Below are 14,139 nucleotides of genomic sequence, written 5' to 3'. Positions count from 1 at the left end.
CTAGTAAATGCCGCCTTGGCCGAAGCGTTTAGCCGTGCGGTTGGCGATCACGACGAGCACAAGGCCCACCGCGCCTTTAAACAGACCGACCGCTGTGGCAAAACTGACATCTCCCTGTTGGATTCCTTTGTAGTAGACATAGGTATCCAACACATTGCCCACTTCCATAGTGAACGGGTTCAACATGAGGAAAATCTGTTCAAAGCCGGTGTCCATCACCGTTCCCAGCCGGAGAATCAGCAAAATGATGATGGTGTTGCGAATCGCGGGTAAGGTAATATACCACATCTGCTGCCACCGGTTGGCCCCGTCGATCACCGCCGCCTCGTAAAGTCCCGGGTTGACTCCGGCCAATGCAGCCAAAATGATAATCGTCCCCCAGCCAGATTCCTTCCAGATCACCTGAAATACGATAAGCGGCTGAAACCAATCCGGGCTGGTCAAAAAAGAGATGGGACGTATGTCGAACCAGCCCAGCAGCTGATTGACCAGACCGTCGCTTCTGAGAAATACGACGAAAATACCGACGATGACCACCCAAGAAAGAAAGTGCGGCAGATAAACGAGGGATTGGATAAAACGGCGGTACCATTGATGACGCAGTTCATGAATCAGGATAGCGAGCAAGATCGGAAGGGGAAAGGCGAACAGAATCTGATAGAAAGAGATGACCAAGGTGTTCCAGATCACCCGCAGTGATTCCTTGTCCTGGAAGAGGGTTTCAAAGTGTTTCCACCCTACCCAGGGACTTTTCCAGAACCCCAGAAAAGGACTGTAATCCTGGAAAGACATCACCAACCCCAACATCGGCAAGTACTTGTAAACGAGAAAATAGAGAACACCCGGCAGGAGCAGCAATACGAGTCCGACATCTACCCGCGTCTTTCTTTTTTTTCGGGGAACGGAACGAAAAACGGTTGGCTTCTTCACCTCCGGTTTGATCACCGGTTCCATCGGATCCCCCCTTTCCAGGCATGCGCCGGTTAGCGTTGATTATCAGACACAGAACGGCTTTCTTTTTTATTGACAGAGCTTCCTCCGGGCGGCAAGCAACGCTCCGCCCGTTGCAAACACAACCTTCCCGCTCCCACACACCCGGCCAGGTGCTGCAACCGGCTCCCTGTGATCCGGGCGGACACCCCGCGCTGAGCGGGATGGGCGTGAGATTCCACCCGTTTTCCGATCTCCGACAGCAATTCCGGATGGGGAAGGATCACCCCGCCTCCCAACACCAGCCGGTGCGGATCCAACAGGCAAATCACCGTATAGAGTGCCTGTGCCCATTCATCCAACACCGCATCCATCACCCGTTTCGCATGCACGTCCTCCTGTTTCCAAGCGGCCATCACTTGTGCCGTTGTCCAGCTGCCGCCTGCTGCTTGTTGCATCCGACTGGCGATGGCCGGACCTGCTGTTCGCTCCTCCAACCGCTGACCGTCGGGCACCACGGGCACCAGCCCGATTTCACCCGCAAATCCCGCCCCCGTCAGCGCCTCGCCTTCCTGGATGATACAGCAGGCCAGTCCCGTGCTGATGGTGACGTACACCATCAGCTCCTCCGAATTCCCCCCATGGAAGGCCCACTCCCCAAAGGCAGCGGCATGGACATCGTTTTCCAGCAGCATGGGAACGGGAAAAGTTTCCTGCAACCGGGTTACCAACAGGAAGTCCCGCCAGGGGAGATTATTTTGGTACACGGCGATTCCGCGTTCGCGGTCCACTTTTCCCGGTATCCCGATCCCCACTCCCTCCACTTCGTCCAAGGAGCGATTTTCTCGTCGAAGCACTTCCCTTATACAGCGATCCACTTGGTTAAGCATCGCTTCTGCCTCGCGGGTGACGCTGGGAAGCACGGTATAGCCGGAACAGGCACCCGTTTCATCCACCCAGGCAGCGGCAATCTTCGTACCTCCGACGTCTACACCGATAACTCCCATCCTCCCTCCCCTCCTTTTACCATTCGTACCAGCAGGCTAGACAAGATTCAGACAGTGCCTGGTAAGAGGAATGAGAGCCTTTTGAGAGCATCCGGCGCTTAGACTTGTCGTCCTGTCCGATTCCAGTGATGGAATCCTCCCGGCTCCGATCCCTCCAAATCTCAAGCCGCTTCTTGCCCCCGCTTCCCCTCCTTTTCTTCCTTCCACTCCTGAAACCGGGGCAGCAAGCTTTTCATCAACCCATACGCGGGCAGGCTGACCCCGCAAAAGATCCCCAAGGCCGGAACGATCAGGTACAGAGTGGCTGTCAAGCCGACCATTCCCAGTGCCAACCATCCCAGCCACGGATGATCCAACACTGCCAACAATGGAAACAGCAGATGTTGATGCCATTTCCAGTTCCAATGGACCGCCATCGGGAAAAAGAAGAGGAAGCTCATAAGAACCACGGCAGAAACCACCCACCAGATTCCTGTAAACAGGTAATACCAAGGCGTATCAGCTGCCAAAGCCAACAGCCGCATATCCAGTACCAACGCCAAGGCCGCCGCACTCCAAGCCAGCCCCCAGCCGTTGTACCGCAGCCAGTCCCTCCGGTACACCTCCCACATGGTCCGGACCACCGGCACATCCGGCCGGAGCTGCCATTGCCTCCACACGGCAAACACCGCTCCGGTCGCCGGAAACAGACCGAATATCCCCAATCCGAGAAGGGACAGCAGGATCCACCCGAGTTGCAGAAGACAGAGTCGGGTGATCCACTCACATACGGATAACAAGCGGCCGGTCCATCCGTTCATCTCCAGGGCCATTCCCTCCCCTCCCTGTCCGTCAACAAAGCGTTGCCGTTTTCACCCGTGGCTTTTTCCCTTAACGTTGTTGACGTCTCTCAGAGACTCCCATGGCCTTTTTTCACCACTGCCCCTTGAAGAGCTTTTCCCTGTCGTTGTTCAGCGGAGTGAACCCGATCAAGATCAACCCTTTCCCGGGGAGAATGTCTCCATCCACCGAGGCAGGTGGGCTTGCACGAAATCGTCATCGTTGAGTTCCGGATACTCCGCATACACCCGGTCAATCTCCTCCATTTGCCCCGGCGACAGTTCTTCCTTCGGATCGAGACACCATCTCCCCGCCAGCAATCCCTGCCGCCGCAAGACCTCGTGAATGCCGGGGATGCAGCCGCGAAACCCGTGAGCGGGATCGAACAGAGCCGCATTGGCGTCCGTCACGTGCACCGCTTTCGTCAACCAGTCCCGGGGAATGGCCTCCTGGGAGCGGATTTTCTTGATCGCCGCCAACATCTCCACCGCCCGTTTCGTCCATACCGCCCAATGGCCCAACAACCCGCCGACGATTTGCTTTTCCACGGTTTGCCTTCCGACTCGGACCCGGTAGGTCGTCAACAGGTCCGCGACAATATTGTCATCGTTGCCGGTATACAAGGCGATCTCCCGACACCGGGAAGAATGGCACACCGCCCGCACCACATCCAGGGTTTGATATCGGTTAAAAGGCGCGATCTTGATCGCCATCACGCCGGCAATTTCGGCAAAACACCGCCAGAAGGAATAGCTGAACACCCGGCCGCCCACGGAAGGCTGAAGATAAAAGCCGAAGAGGGGGAGGTGCTGCGCCACCGCTTCTGCCCGCTCCAGCAGCTCTTCTTCCCGCCAATGTTCCAGCCCGTCCATGCTGAGCAGCCCCAGATCATAGCCCAGACTGGCTGCCAACGCCGCTTCTTCCACCGCTTGTGCGGTAGGCCCGCACACTCCGGCGACCAGGAGAAGAGGGCGGTTTAGTCGTGCCCGGTCCACCTCTTCTTTTGCCAAGCGCAAGACCGGCTCCAACAGGCCCACTTCCGGCTGACGGATGTGAAATTGGGTGGTGTGCACCCCCACCGCTACCCCGCCGGCTCCGCTGTCCAAATAATAACGGGTCAGCGCACGCTGGCGGCGTTCATCAAGCTGGCGATGGGGATTCAAGGCCAGGGGATGCGCCGGGATGACTACTCCTTCATGCAGGGCCCGGCGTTTGTCTTCATCCAGCCGGAGACTCTCCGTCTTCCGTACTCCCCTATCCGGTGCCATCTTTAGAAAACCCCTTCCCGCTCTTGAAAATGGGTCGGTTTGGCCAAAGACGGACCCCCGGCTTTCACCCAATCCGCCGTCCAAGCAATCATTTGGCGCAGGGAAACCTGTGGATAACCGAACAATTGGTGGGAAGCCGATGCATTGCTCAAAAGAGCGCTTTCGCATTCCTCTCCTTGAAGGATCGGTTCCACACCCAGCCGCTCTCCGAACCGCTCGGCCAACCACCGCACCGACACATTTTCCGGGCCGGTGACATTGAGGATCTTCGGGGGAGAGGAGCAGATGTTCAGCGCACGCAAGGCGGTCGCGTTGGCATCTCCCTGCCAGATGACATTGACCGTTCCCATGGACAAATCGATCGGACGGCGTTGTTGGATTGCCTGGGCGATTTCCAGCAGCACCCCATACCGAAGATCGATCGCATAATTCAAACGAAAGAAAACCATCGGCGTGCCGTATTTCTCCGAAAAATAGTGAAAAATCCGTTCCCGCCCCAGACACGACTGGGCGTATTCTCCTACCGGCCGGGCCGGTTCCTCTTCCGAGGCCCCTCCGCGAACCACCGGACGCAAAGGGTATACATTACCGGTAGAAAACGCGACAATCCGGGATTTTCGAAACTTCTCCGCCACCCTTCCCGGCAAGTACGTATTCATCGCCCAAGTGAGGGATTCCGCTCCCTGGGTTCCGAACTTTCGCCCCGCCAGATAAATGACATAGGGCGCCTCTGGCAAGGCGTTCAACTGTTCTTCATCCAGCAGATCAGCGGCGATCGTATCCACTCTATGCTGCTCCAAATCCTGTCGGATCGGATCAGAAGAAAACCGGGAAACCGCGATCACCCGATGTTTGCTGCCGGCCTGCTCCCGTGCATTCTTGGCCAGCTTCGCCAGACTGGGGCCCATCTTCCCCCCTGCACCAAGGATCAGGATATCTCCCTCTATATGAGCCATATCCCGTACCAACTTCTCCGACGGCCGGGCCAGGCAAGTTTCCAGTTCCGCTACAGTCTTCATAGGCCACCTCCACTCCACACCCAGGGACAGCGGTGTCCCTGACGAATAACCAACCGTTGTTGAAGAAGCGGATGTCCACAGTCCACCTTGAGATGATCCATTACCCGGATATTGCACCCCTGGAAATCCGGGAGACGCCGTTATCCTCCCGCTCGCTTGCAAAGGGCAAACGGCGCAGCCGGAGAAAAACGGCGTCCGCTTCCTATTTCAAACGCACGACTGCAATCCCCTTACTCCCAACCGGGTTGAATCTTTTTCGCCTGGATCTCTTTGTTCATTTCGGTGATCATCCGGGCACCGCCGTCTTTCAAATACTTTTGCACGATCGCATCCCAGTCGGACATCGGCCGGTCGCCGGTAATAATCTTGGCTTGCTCATTGAGCAGCGCGCGGGTGATTTCCTGTCCCTTCATCACCAGCGTGGGGGAGTAGACTTGGTGGACGGGGTTGAGGTAGTGTTTATAAGCAGCGTGCATGTTCTCCAAATCCCGGGTGACTTGCCGTAGTCCTTCCGTTTTGTAGGTTTTGGAGTATTGGTTGGCGGCATCATCCGGTGCCCACATCTTGTTGTCCAGCATGTAGTGATAAGGGGCGATCCCTTTTTTCCCTTCACTGACGACCGGGTTTCCGTCCACCAACTGATAGCCCTTGTTCTCTTTTCCGTACAGCCAGTCAAAATCTTTGTTGGCCGCATTCCGCTTCTCCAAGGGGTAAAATCTGCGCCCGTAATCCACAATGTCGAGAATCCGCCGCACTTTGCCGGGATCCTGGGCCAGTTTGCCGGACAGTGCGATCGCCGTGTAGTAACCGGAACCTGCCGTATACCCCTGGGAGCCATCCGGTGCCTTAAACGGCGGGATGGCGGCCAGCTCGGCTTTGGGATGAATCTTTTTCAAGGCTTCCATGTACGGATCCGACATCCCCCGCGGCGATCCGACCATGATCCCGGCCTTGCCGGCGTAAAATTCCTTGGTGTTGGCCTCATTGCTACTTAACAAGACGAAATCCTTTGTCAACGCACCCTGTTTATAGAGGTCGGCCATCATTCGGATGGTTTCTTTGTGGGGCTTGGAAATTACGCCGGGGATGTACTGCCCCTTCGCATTTTTATGATACCAGGCGTTTACGTCCCAGTAGGCACCGAAGGCGTAAAAGGGATACCAGTCTTCCGCCAACACCATGCCGTAAGTATCATCTTTTCCATTGCCGTCAGGATCGTCCTTGGTAAAGGCGATCGCCACTTTCTTCAACTCATCGTAATTGGTGGGCATCTTCAGTCCCAAATTATCCAGCCAGTCTTTGCGAATAATAGGGGTATTAAGATACGTCTTGGGGAAGTACTTGGGGATGGCCATGATTTTGCCGTTAACGGTCACCGCATTCCACACTTCTTTGGGCACGGCTTTTAACGTGGGGTACTCCTGAATATAGTCATTCAGCGGAAGAAACGCCCCTTGCCGCGCCCACTTGAAAAAGTTGGCCTTATCCTCTTCCAGGGTGAAGCCGAGCACATCCGGGACATCTCCCGATGCCACCCGTGCGGCCAGTTTTTCCTGATATTCCGTGTAAATTCCATACTCCCGCTGATAATCGACGTTGAATTTTTTCTCGATCATTTGCAGTCCTTTCCCGTCTTTGGGCGGGATATCGGTGTAGAGGAAGTCCAAGGACGTAATCGTATATTTCTGATCCTTGTTCTCCTCCGCTCGATTGGAGCTGCACGCTGCCACGGTACCCGCCAGGATGACCACCATCAGCACCGACAGGACTTTCTGCCAACCTTTCATCTTGCTCCCTCCTTGAGATGCATCTTCTCCCCGCCGCACACATCCGGTAAGAAAGATTAAAGTACGCCGCAGGTTTTCATTATATTTCAGAATGTTCAGCAATCCGGGGAGTTACTCTCATTGTAGGGCTGACAGTTTCTTCAAGACAAGTCTTTAAACTGTCCATAAATCAGAATTACCGAAATCCCATCACATTGGCGGTGGCGATCCGGGAATAGAGGTTGGCTTTTCCGATTCCGCTGTCCGGCCCCGGCTGGTAACTGTCAAATCCGATCCGGTCCGCCTCCAACTCCTCCAACCCTTCTGCTTTTCCCTCCAAGTAGGCCTGAATCCGATGAGCGGCCGTTTCGATCCGGCCGATCAACCCGCCGTACCGGAGGTCCAGCACTTCCCATCCAAAGGGCTTGTAAGTGGACAGCCACTGCTCCCGGTGGGCCCGGCGCAACCCTTCTACCTCTTGTGAAAGCCGAGGAAGTTCCTCTTCTGCGATCCGAGCCAACCCCTCCCGATCCCTCCAGTCATAGCATCCCTTGATACGCAGGCCCAGCTCGCCCTTCAAGCTCAACACCCGGCACAAGCGGGCCGCCGTCTCCGACAGAGAGCGATACGTTCCGCCCCGTTCCGCATCCCGTTCCAATTCTTCTGCGAGTCGGCTGTAGTAGGAGGAGATGTCCCGCCCCCGGATATGCTCATCAAACAGCCCAATCAACACATCCTGCCACAAGAGGAATTTGGACGGGTTATCCGGAGTAAGATCGTTGACCCTCGCACCGGGTAACGTATCGATTTTCCCCAGCCGCCAAAACGCGTCCATGTCGCCGCCGGTGCAGTAGGCAAACCGCTGCCCCAGCCGCTTTCGATCCACCGCAGCGGCATAGCCGTGTTCCGCAAACAATTGCAAGCCCAACAGCCCCTGCCATTGATTGGTTTCTTGCCCGTCATCCCCCCACAACGTGGCAAACACTTCGCTGACCCCTTCCTCCTTGCACGCGGTCAGCGCCGCTTCAGTCACGGCAAAGGTTTTTTTATAATGAACCGCCGGGCCCAACCACGTCCACACACCGCCGGCAAACACCGGGTCGGAACCAAACCGGCGGTGCATACGGATAAACTGCCGATAAAAGGAGGAATCTTCATGATAGTAGTCCCAATAGACGAACTGGACTCCCCGGGGCATCTGCCGAATCACATCTTCTGGAATGTCCGCCTGCAGATCGTAGTACTCATGGCGACGGGAACCCAACCGGAAATACATATCACTCCAAATCATCGGGGACAGCCCGTATCTGTCGGTGATACGAAGCACTTGCCGCAAGTGATCCGACATGATGTCAAAAGCCCGCCGATGACCGAACAGGTCCAAATACTTTCCCCGGCCCAGACTGAAAGCCTCATCCATCCCGATATGGATCCGTCGGCTCCGAAAGCATCGGGAGACAGAGGCAATCGCTTTTTCAATAAAGGTATAGGTGGCATCTTGTTGTGCCAACAGTACGTCCCAGGTGTCCCGCAGCTCTTCCGCCCGGGCCCAGGCCAGGAAGGACGCCAGATGAGCCAGTGTCTGGATACAAGGGATCAGCTCAATCCCCAATTCATGGGCGTAAGTGTCTAGCTCTTTCAGTTCCTCCGGGGTGTAACGTCCCCGCATATAGCCAAAATACGGTTCTCCCTCTATGGTGTAAGTATCTTCGGTGTACAACATGAGCATGTTGAGCCCCATCAAGGCCATTTTACGCAACCAACTCTTTACCGCCTCCGGTTTCATCACGCCATTCCGTGAGCAGTCCAACATGACGCCGTTGGTCCGAAACTTGGGGATCTCGGTGATTTCTCCGTACTTTTTTTCGTTCCAAGCCTCTGCCAACAGGCCCAGTCCCCGGAACAGATGGATCGGCTCCCGATAACTGATGCTCCCCCGGTCGGATTCCGCCTTCACCGTTAAGCAATTTTCCATCCTCTGTTGCAGACGGATCGGCATCCCGTCCGCCACAACCGTCCAGCCCAGCTCTTTGACCAGTTCGTGCAGTCCCTGTTCGTTGCTCCGCACATCTCCTAAAAAGGTAACGTTCATCGGAATCCCCCTTTGACTTTTACGATCGGGCGGCAAGCACATACCGGTTCACCTTGGTTATGGCCCGCGCCACTTCTTCCATCCCGGCTTCCGTATCGAGCAACACCTGTTGTCCCAGCCAGACCGCTTCCCGTTCCGCCAACCGTTCTGCTGCCGGACACGGGTATGCGCGGTGCTCCCCCGTCCAATCCCGGATGGAGCGCATCACGGCCGGATGCTTGTTTAAGGCGAAATACCCCGGTGACACCGGAATCCCTTCCGCCTGCACCATCCGTACCCACTCGGCCTTGGACACCCGCTTCGTTACCCGATCCGCCAGCCGAAACAAATACAAATGCCACCCATGGCGGTTCCGGGGATCCCGATGCACGAAACGGACCCCCTCCACTTCCCCCAGCAGCCGATCCAACAGCATGGCATTGCGATGGCGACGAGCCAACTGCTCCTCCAGCCGGTCCAGCTGGGCCAGCAGGATCGCCGCCTGAAACTCCGTCATCCGTAAATTCCAGCCGATCCGCTCGTGCTGATACCACTCTCCGCCCAACACCCTGCCTACATTGGCAACGGACCATGCGCGTTCCATCAGCTCCGGATCGCTGGTGAGCACGATTCCCCCCTCACCGGCGGTCAGATTTTTACTGGATTGAAAGCTGAAAGTGCCCGCATCTCCCCAAGCACCTGCGCCGATGCCATCCCACCGGGCTCCGATAGCCTGGGCCGCATCTTCGATCAACGCCAGTCCGTGGCTGTCCGCCACCTGTTTCAGCCGGGTCATGTCCCCCATCCCGCCCCCGAGATGAACGGTCAACACCGCACGGGTGCGAGGAGTGATCGCCCGCTTCACCTGTTCCGGATCCAGTTGCATTGTTTCGGCTTTGACGTCGGCGAATACCGGGACTGCCCCGAACAGCAGGGCAGCCGAAGCACTGGCAATAAAGGTGTAGGGCGGTATAATCACTTCGTCCCCCGGTTTCACCCCGGCAGCCTGAAGGGCGACGGTGATGGCCATCGTCCCATTGACCACCGATACACCGTACTTGGCTCCCTGCAACTGGGCAAACCGCCGTTCCCATTCCGGCAGCTTCGCCTGAAATCCCGCCCGCTTCACCTGTCCCGATCCGCCCCATTTTCCCGAGCGAAGGGCTTCCAGCACGTATGTCTCTTCCCGTTCTCCAAATACCGGCCAGTCGGGAAAAGGGCGCTTGCGAACCGGCGGACCGCCGTGGATCGCCAAGGTTTCGTCCATGAGCCAACCTCCTAACGCCGGTAGTAGGCGGCTACCTTGCGGATCGCTTCCGCCATCTCATCGATATCGCCGGGAGTGAAAAACTCGCTGACCGGCAACCGGATGGAGGTTTCCAGGATGGCTTCCGCTTCCGGGCAGAGCCCTTTGTCATAGGAGACATCGGGAGAACGGTCAAATGGAAAGGAAGAATGCAGGTAGGCCTGCTTGTTTTGAAAGAGCGGCTGCTGGTAAACCACGCGGGGGATGTATCCCGGATGGGCGGGGATTCCCTCTTCCCGAAGGGCTTGGGTAAACGTATCCCGGTCACAACGAAATTGCGCGGGATCCAAACGGAAAAGATAAAACCAATAAGAAGACCTGCTCCCTTCCGGCACTTGCGGCGGCAAAATGCCCGGGATTTCCCGAATCTGCTCGGTCAGCCGCTCTCCGTATTCGTTGCGCTTCCCGCAGATCCAGGGCAGCTTCTTCAACTGGGCGATCCCGACAGCCCCCTGCAGTTCCGTCATCCGGTAATTGGGAGCAAGATAGTCCAAATCACGAAACACTTCCCCCTCCAATCGCTGATAATTTTTATCGGCGAAAGCGTGGACCGTCCGGTATTCTTCTTCCTGACCGGAGTTGACGGTGACAATGCCGCCGTCCCCGGTGCTGATGTGCTTGAAATCATTGGTGCTGAAACAGCCGTAGTTGCCGATCGTCCCCGCCAGCCGCCCCTTGTACCGGGCCAGATAACTCTGGGCGCAGTCCTCAATGACCGCGAGGTCATGACGGCGGGCCACCTCCATGATCGGGTCCATATCCGCCGGCGTACCAGCCAGATGGACGACGAGTATCGCTTTGGTCCGGGAAGTGATCCGCCTCTCCACGGATGCCGCATCCAGGTTGTACGTCCGTGGGTGCAGATCGGCGAAGACGGGAATGGCATTTTGATAAAGTATCCCGATCAGGGTGCCCTGATCGGTAATCGGGCTGGTAATCACCTCATCCCCTACCGTCACCCCGGCGGCTCCCAACGCCACATGGATGGCCGCGGTTCCCGAAGACGCGGCCACGCTGTGAGTGATCCCATACAACTCATTGAACCGCGCGAGAAAAGTTTTTACTTTTTCCCCAGCGTGATAAAAAAGCGTATCTTGTTCCAGCGCCTCGACCAACTCCCGGACCTCTTCCAAACCGAACCGCTTTCCCGTGCCAAAGGGGGTCGATTTTACTTTGCAGCCCCCATGGATGGCCAAGGTCCCCTGCATGTCGGAACACTCCTTCCTTTTGATCCGCTTGCCGAAGCCGAGTCATTAAACCGGTGCTCCCTACTCACGTTGCAAATATCCTTTATCGAACCATCGGTTCGCGCGTTGTTTTCCGTGGTTCGCTTTCTCAGATCACCCACTTCCGGCACCGAAAGCCGTACCTCACTATCGTTTCCCCCTCCACTCTTCCTTGTTCCCCGGACAGGGGTACCAGAACGACGGCATCGTCACAATCTGCCGGATTCTCTACCACAGGCCCGTTGGATCGCCAACCGGTTACCTTGACTCCGCGGCACAGCCGTTCCCACTCGGCGATTTCCCGGCCCGTCCAGAAGGCGAATCCCCGTTGCCGGGCAAGGGTGACCAGCTTATCCAATCCTTTGCGTACCGGTTCCTCCCGGTGCAGGTGTATTTGATGAAACAGAAAATGAGCGACACCCCTGCGCTGACCCACTTCGTGCAAAAGCGGTTCGACCATGCTGTCGTCCGCCCAGCGTCCCAGATTCATGTCCTGAGTCAAAAATCCGATCTCCACCACATCATAGCGGCGGTTCTTTTCATCGGCGCGAGCGATGGGAAAGTACGGCTGACAAGTGCCGAACAAAAACCCGATATTCCCCCTTTTGCTCGGACCCCGGGATTGATCGGAGCGGATGCCGAATGTTTCACACCACCGGAACAGCTCCCCCCACCCTTCCCAGCGGGTGTAATGGTTTTTGTTGGAGATCACCTGTTCCAACTCGGCCGCTTCCTTCAGCCAATGAAGCTGGCGCGCAAACTCCGCCTCGCTCCAAGCACCGCCGTCCCGCTCATACGCATTGAAATGGAAAGCCAGTTCATGACCCGCTTCCTTTACTTGATCATAGATCGCAAGGCTGTACCCCGGCTCCATCATGCACCACGTGGCACGAATCCCCCGCTCGCCCAGCAGCGACAATGTCGTTTCAGCGGAAATATCCAGATTGAGGTCGCTGTCGAGTGAAATCATGGCCACTCCCCGGGTTCCGGCTGGCCACGTATCCACGAAGGGCAGCGTCCAGCCTCGGGCCAGCACCTGCCGGAGCAGCTCCCTGATCCACGCTTCCCGCCATCCGTCTCCATAGGGAAAAAAGAAGTACGGCTGCCCAGTCTCCGTCCGTCTGCGGTCCCACGTCCAATCCAGGGAAAACCCGTCGTCCGCCTTCAAGATCCCTTCATCCAGATTGCCGGTACCGTCGGGGGCGGGGGACCCGTCCTCCACCACCGGCTTTCGTCCCTGTTGCAAACCGACGATCGTAGCCGGGATATCTACGGCCCATCGGGTGATGAATCCTTTTCCCACCGCAAAGCGTTGAAGTATTCCGGTTTCTCCATCCGCCTGGGGATGAAGCAAAAGTTCCCCCCGATTCTCTACGAGCGCCGGTTTCGTATTCATTTTCCAGAGGGATACGTCGAAGCACCGTAACGGTGGAAAGTCCTCCATCCAGGGCAATCGCGTGTAGGCGGTGTCCAACCATATTTCCTGCCGAACACCCAAACGGCTGCCTATCCCCGCTGTCACCTTCCCGTGAACGATCAGCTCACCCCCGGCTTCCGCATAACGCCACAACGATTCCCAAGATTCTTCTCCTGCCAAGGCAACAACGAGGATATCAGGCGGGGAGTCCCTTACATCCCCTTCCTTCTCCAGCCATCGAAAGGGAATCCGGGCCCGCCCCAGAATCTCCCCCCAGTACTCCCCCCACACCTCTTCTCCTCGCGCCCATTTCCCTTCGGCTTCCTTGCGGTCCAAAAACACGCCCACCGTGGCGATCTGCACCGGTCAACCCCCCGTTTCTTTTACGGCAACATCCACAGCACATCCGTCGGAACGACTCTCGTTGGCTGCCTCGATAAACCGGATCACTTCCAGGGTTTCTGCAGGATCGATCAACGGTTCCCCCGTGCGAAACAGATGTATCACCCGTTCCAGCAAACCGGCATAATACGGCTTTGGAGCAGCGGAACAATCGAAAGGCAGGCTCCGGTTCGTAAGATGAACCGCCCCGCCAAAACCCACGTTCCCCACCCGATTTCCCCGCACTGTTCCGATGCGTCCGTCTTCCCAGATCCCGGTGATCACATCGTGATCAGCCGTAGACACTGCCGAAACTCTGCTGCACCCCGGTCCCATCAGAGAGTACAACATCTCCACGGTATGAATCCCGTACCAGAAGTACCCGGGCTGGGTCGGTTCCATCTGCATCGGGCCATAGCAATCCGCTCCGCTGACCGCCGCTTCCTCCACGGAAGCCGACAACTGTACCAAGGGTTCCGCATAGCGGAGCGCCGAAGCGCTCATCCAGGGAACCCCATGTGAGGCGGCCGCCTTCGCAATCTCCTCCGCATCTTTACTGCAGACAGCTAAGGGCTTATCGATAAACACGGGCTTTTGGTAAGGAGTGATCCGTTGAAACTGCTCCGCATGCACCCGTCCATCCACCGAAGTCAAGAGGATGGCGTCCACCGTCTCTGCCACCGCTTCCGGTGACTCCATCAGCTGTACGCCGTGTTTTTCTTCCAAATCCCGGCTGATTCCTTTTACGCGGCTGGCACTGAGAGGGAAATCGGGGGAACCTCCGGGATAGGCGACCTCCACTTTTCCACCCGGCACATGAAACGGATGGGTGTCATCATGGAGCAATTCGGTAAAGGCTGTACAATGGGAAGTATCCAAGCCGATCATGCCTATGCGGATCTGTTTCATAACCATCCCCCTTCCATCTA

The 14,139-nt window shown here is 56.9% G+C and carries 11 protein-coding genes; all 11 read right to left on the bottom strand.

Annotation, left to right across the window (positions count from 1 at the left end):
• The 11 genes from IEW70_RS15185 to IEW70_RS15135 all read right to left on the bottom strand — a co-directional run bounded on the left by IEW70_RS15185 (position 1) and on the right by IEW70_RS15135 (position 14,119).
• Positions 1 to 954, bottom strand: coding sequence for an ABC transporter permease (locus IEW70_RS15185; RefSeq protein WP_188648762.1), 954 nt, complete (start codon positions 952 to 954; stop codon positions 1 to 3).
• A 29-nt stretch (positions 955 to 983) separates the two neighbouring features.
• Positions 984 to 1,937 carry an ROK family protein gene (locus IEW70_RS15180; RefSeq protein ID WP_188648761.1) on the bottom strand — a complete coding sequence of 318 codons (954 nt, stop codon included), beginning with the start codon at positions 1,935 to 1,937 and terminating at the stop codon, positions 984 to 986.
• Between the two features lie 161 nt (positions 1,938 to 2,098).
• A complete protein-coding gene (locus IEW70_RS15175) occupies positions 2,099 to 2,749 on the bottom strand; it encodes a YesL family protein (protein ID WP_188648760.1) in 651 nt (216 codons plus the stop codon).
• Positions 2,750 to 2,911: 162 nt separating this feature from the next.
• On the bottom strand, positions 2,912 to 4,024 hold the full coding sequence (locus IEW70_RS15170) for a dihydrodipicolinate synthase family protein (protein WP_188648759.1): 1,113 nt from the start codon (positions 4,022 to 4,024) through the stop codon (positions 2,912 to 2,914).
• 2 nt (positions 4,025 to 4,026) lie between these two features.
• Positions 4,027 to 5,043, bottom strand: coding sequence for an NAD-dependent epimerase/dehydratase family protein (locus IEW70_RS15165; protein ID WP_188648758.1), 1,017 nt, complete (start codon positions 5,041 to 5,043; stop codon positions 4,027 to 4,029).
• Between the two features lie 230 nt (positions 5,044 to 5,273).
• The gene (locus IEW70_RS15160) at positions 5,274 to 6,830 is read right to left on the bottom strand and encodes an extracellular solute-binding protein (RefSeq protein ID WP_188648757.1); all 1,557 of its coding nucleotides are present in this window, start codon (positions 6,828 to 6,830) and stop codon (positions 5,274 to 5,276) included.
• 175 nt (positions 6,831 to 7,005) lie between these two features.
• Positions 7,006 to 8,901 carry a beta-N-acetylhexosaminidase gene (locus IEW70_RS15155; RefSeq protein WP_188648756.1) on the bottom strand — a complete coding sequence of 632 codons (1,896 nt, stop codon included), beginning with the start codon at positions 8,899 to 8,901 and terminating at the stop codon, positions 7,006 to 7,008.
• A gap of 19 nt (positions 8,902 to 8,920) precedes the next feature.
• Positions 8,921 to 10,147 carry a DegT/DnrJ/EryC1/StrS family aminotransferase gene (locus IEW70_RS15150; RefSeq protein WP_188648755.1) on the bottom strand — a complete coding sequence of 409 codons (1,227 nt, stop codon included), beginning with the start codon at positions 10,145 to 10,147 and terminating at the stop codon, positions 8,921 to 8,923.
• 11 nt (positions 10,148 to 10,158) lie between these two features.
• Positions 10,159 to 11,394: a DegT/DnrJ/EryC1/StrS family aminotransferase gene (locus IEW70_RS15145; RefSeq protein ID WP_188648754.1), complete on the bottom strand. Its 1,236-nt coding sequence runs from the start codon at positions 11,392 to 11,394 to the stop codon at positions 10,159 to 10,161.
• 127 nt (positions 11,395 to 11,521) lie between these two features.
• The gene (locus IEW70_RS15140; protein WP_188648753.1) at positions 11,522 to 13,192 is read right to left on the bottom strand and encodes a polysaccharide deacetylase family protein; all 1,671 of its coding nucleotides are present in this window, start codon (positions 13,190 to 13,192) and stop codon (positions 11,522 to 11,524) included.
• A gap of 3 nt (positions 13,193 to 13,195) precedes the next feature.
• Positions 13,196 to 14,119: a Gfo/Idh/MocA family protein gene (locus IEW70_RS15135; RefSeq protein ID WP_308423174.1), complete on the bottom strand. Its 924-nt coding sequence runs from the start codon at positions 14,117 to 14,119 to the stop codon at positions 13,196 to 13,198.
• Positions 14,120 to 14,139 lie beyond the last annotated feature (20 nt).

The organism is Marinithermofilum abyssi (assembly GCF_014641195.1).
GTDB lineage: Bacteria > Bacillota > Bacilli > Thermoactinomycetales > DSM-45169 > Marinithermofilum > Marinithermofilum abyssi.
The sequence above is the reverse complement of the archived record's forward strand: the minus strand, read 5'-3'. Positions and strand labels throughout refer to the sequence as shown.

Coding starts and splice junctions, on each gene's coding strand:
- IEW70_RS15185 (WP_188648762.1), bottom strand. CDS start 954: ATGGAACCGGTGATCAAACCGGAGGTGAAGAAGCCAACCGTTTTTCGT.
- IEW70_RS15180 (WP_188648761.1), bottom strand. CDS start 1,937: ATGGGAGTTATCGGTGTAGACGTCGGAGGTACGAAGATTGCCGCTGCC.
- IEW70_RS15175 (WP_188648760.1), bottom strand. CDS start 2,749: ATGGCCCTGGAGATGAACGGATGGACCGGCCGCTTGTTATCCGTATGT.
- IEW70_RS15170 (WP_188648759.1), bottom strand. CDS start 4,024: ATGGCACCGGATAGGGGAGTACGGAAGACGGAGAGTCTCCGGCTGGAT.
- IEW70_RS15165 (WP_188648758.1), bottom strand. CDS start 5,043: ATGAAGACTGTAGCGGAACTGGAAACTTGCCTGGCCCGGCCGTCGGAG.
- IEW70_RS15160 (WP_188648757.1), bottom strand. CDS start 6,830: ATGAAAGGTTGGCAGAAAGTCCTGTCGGTGCTGATGGTGGTCATCCTG.
- IEW70_RS15155 (WP_188648756.1), bottom strand. CDS start 8,901: ATGAACGTTACCTTTTTAGGAGATGTGCGGAGCAACGAACAGGGACTG.
- IEW70_RS15150 (WP_188648755.1), bottom strand. CDS start 10,147: ATGGACGAAACCTTGGCGATCCACGGCGGTCCGCCGGTTCGCAAGCGC.
- IEW70_RS15145 (WP_188648754.1), bottom strand. CDS start 11,394: ATGCAGGGGACCTTGGCCATCCATGGGGGCTGCAAAGTAAAATCGACC.
- IEW70_RS15135 (WP_308423174.1), bottom strand. CDS start 14,119: ATGAAACAGATCCGCATAGGCATGATCGGCTTGGATACTTCCCATTGT.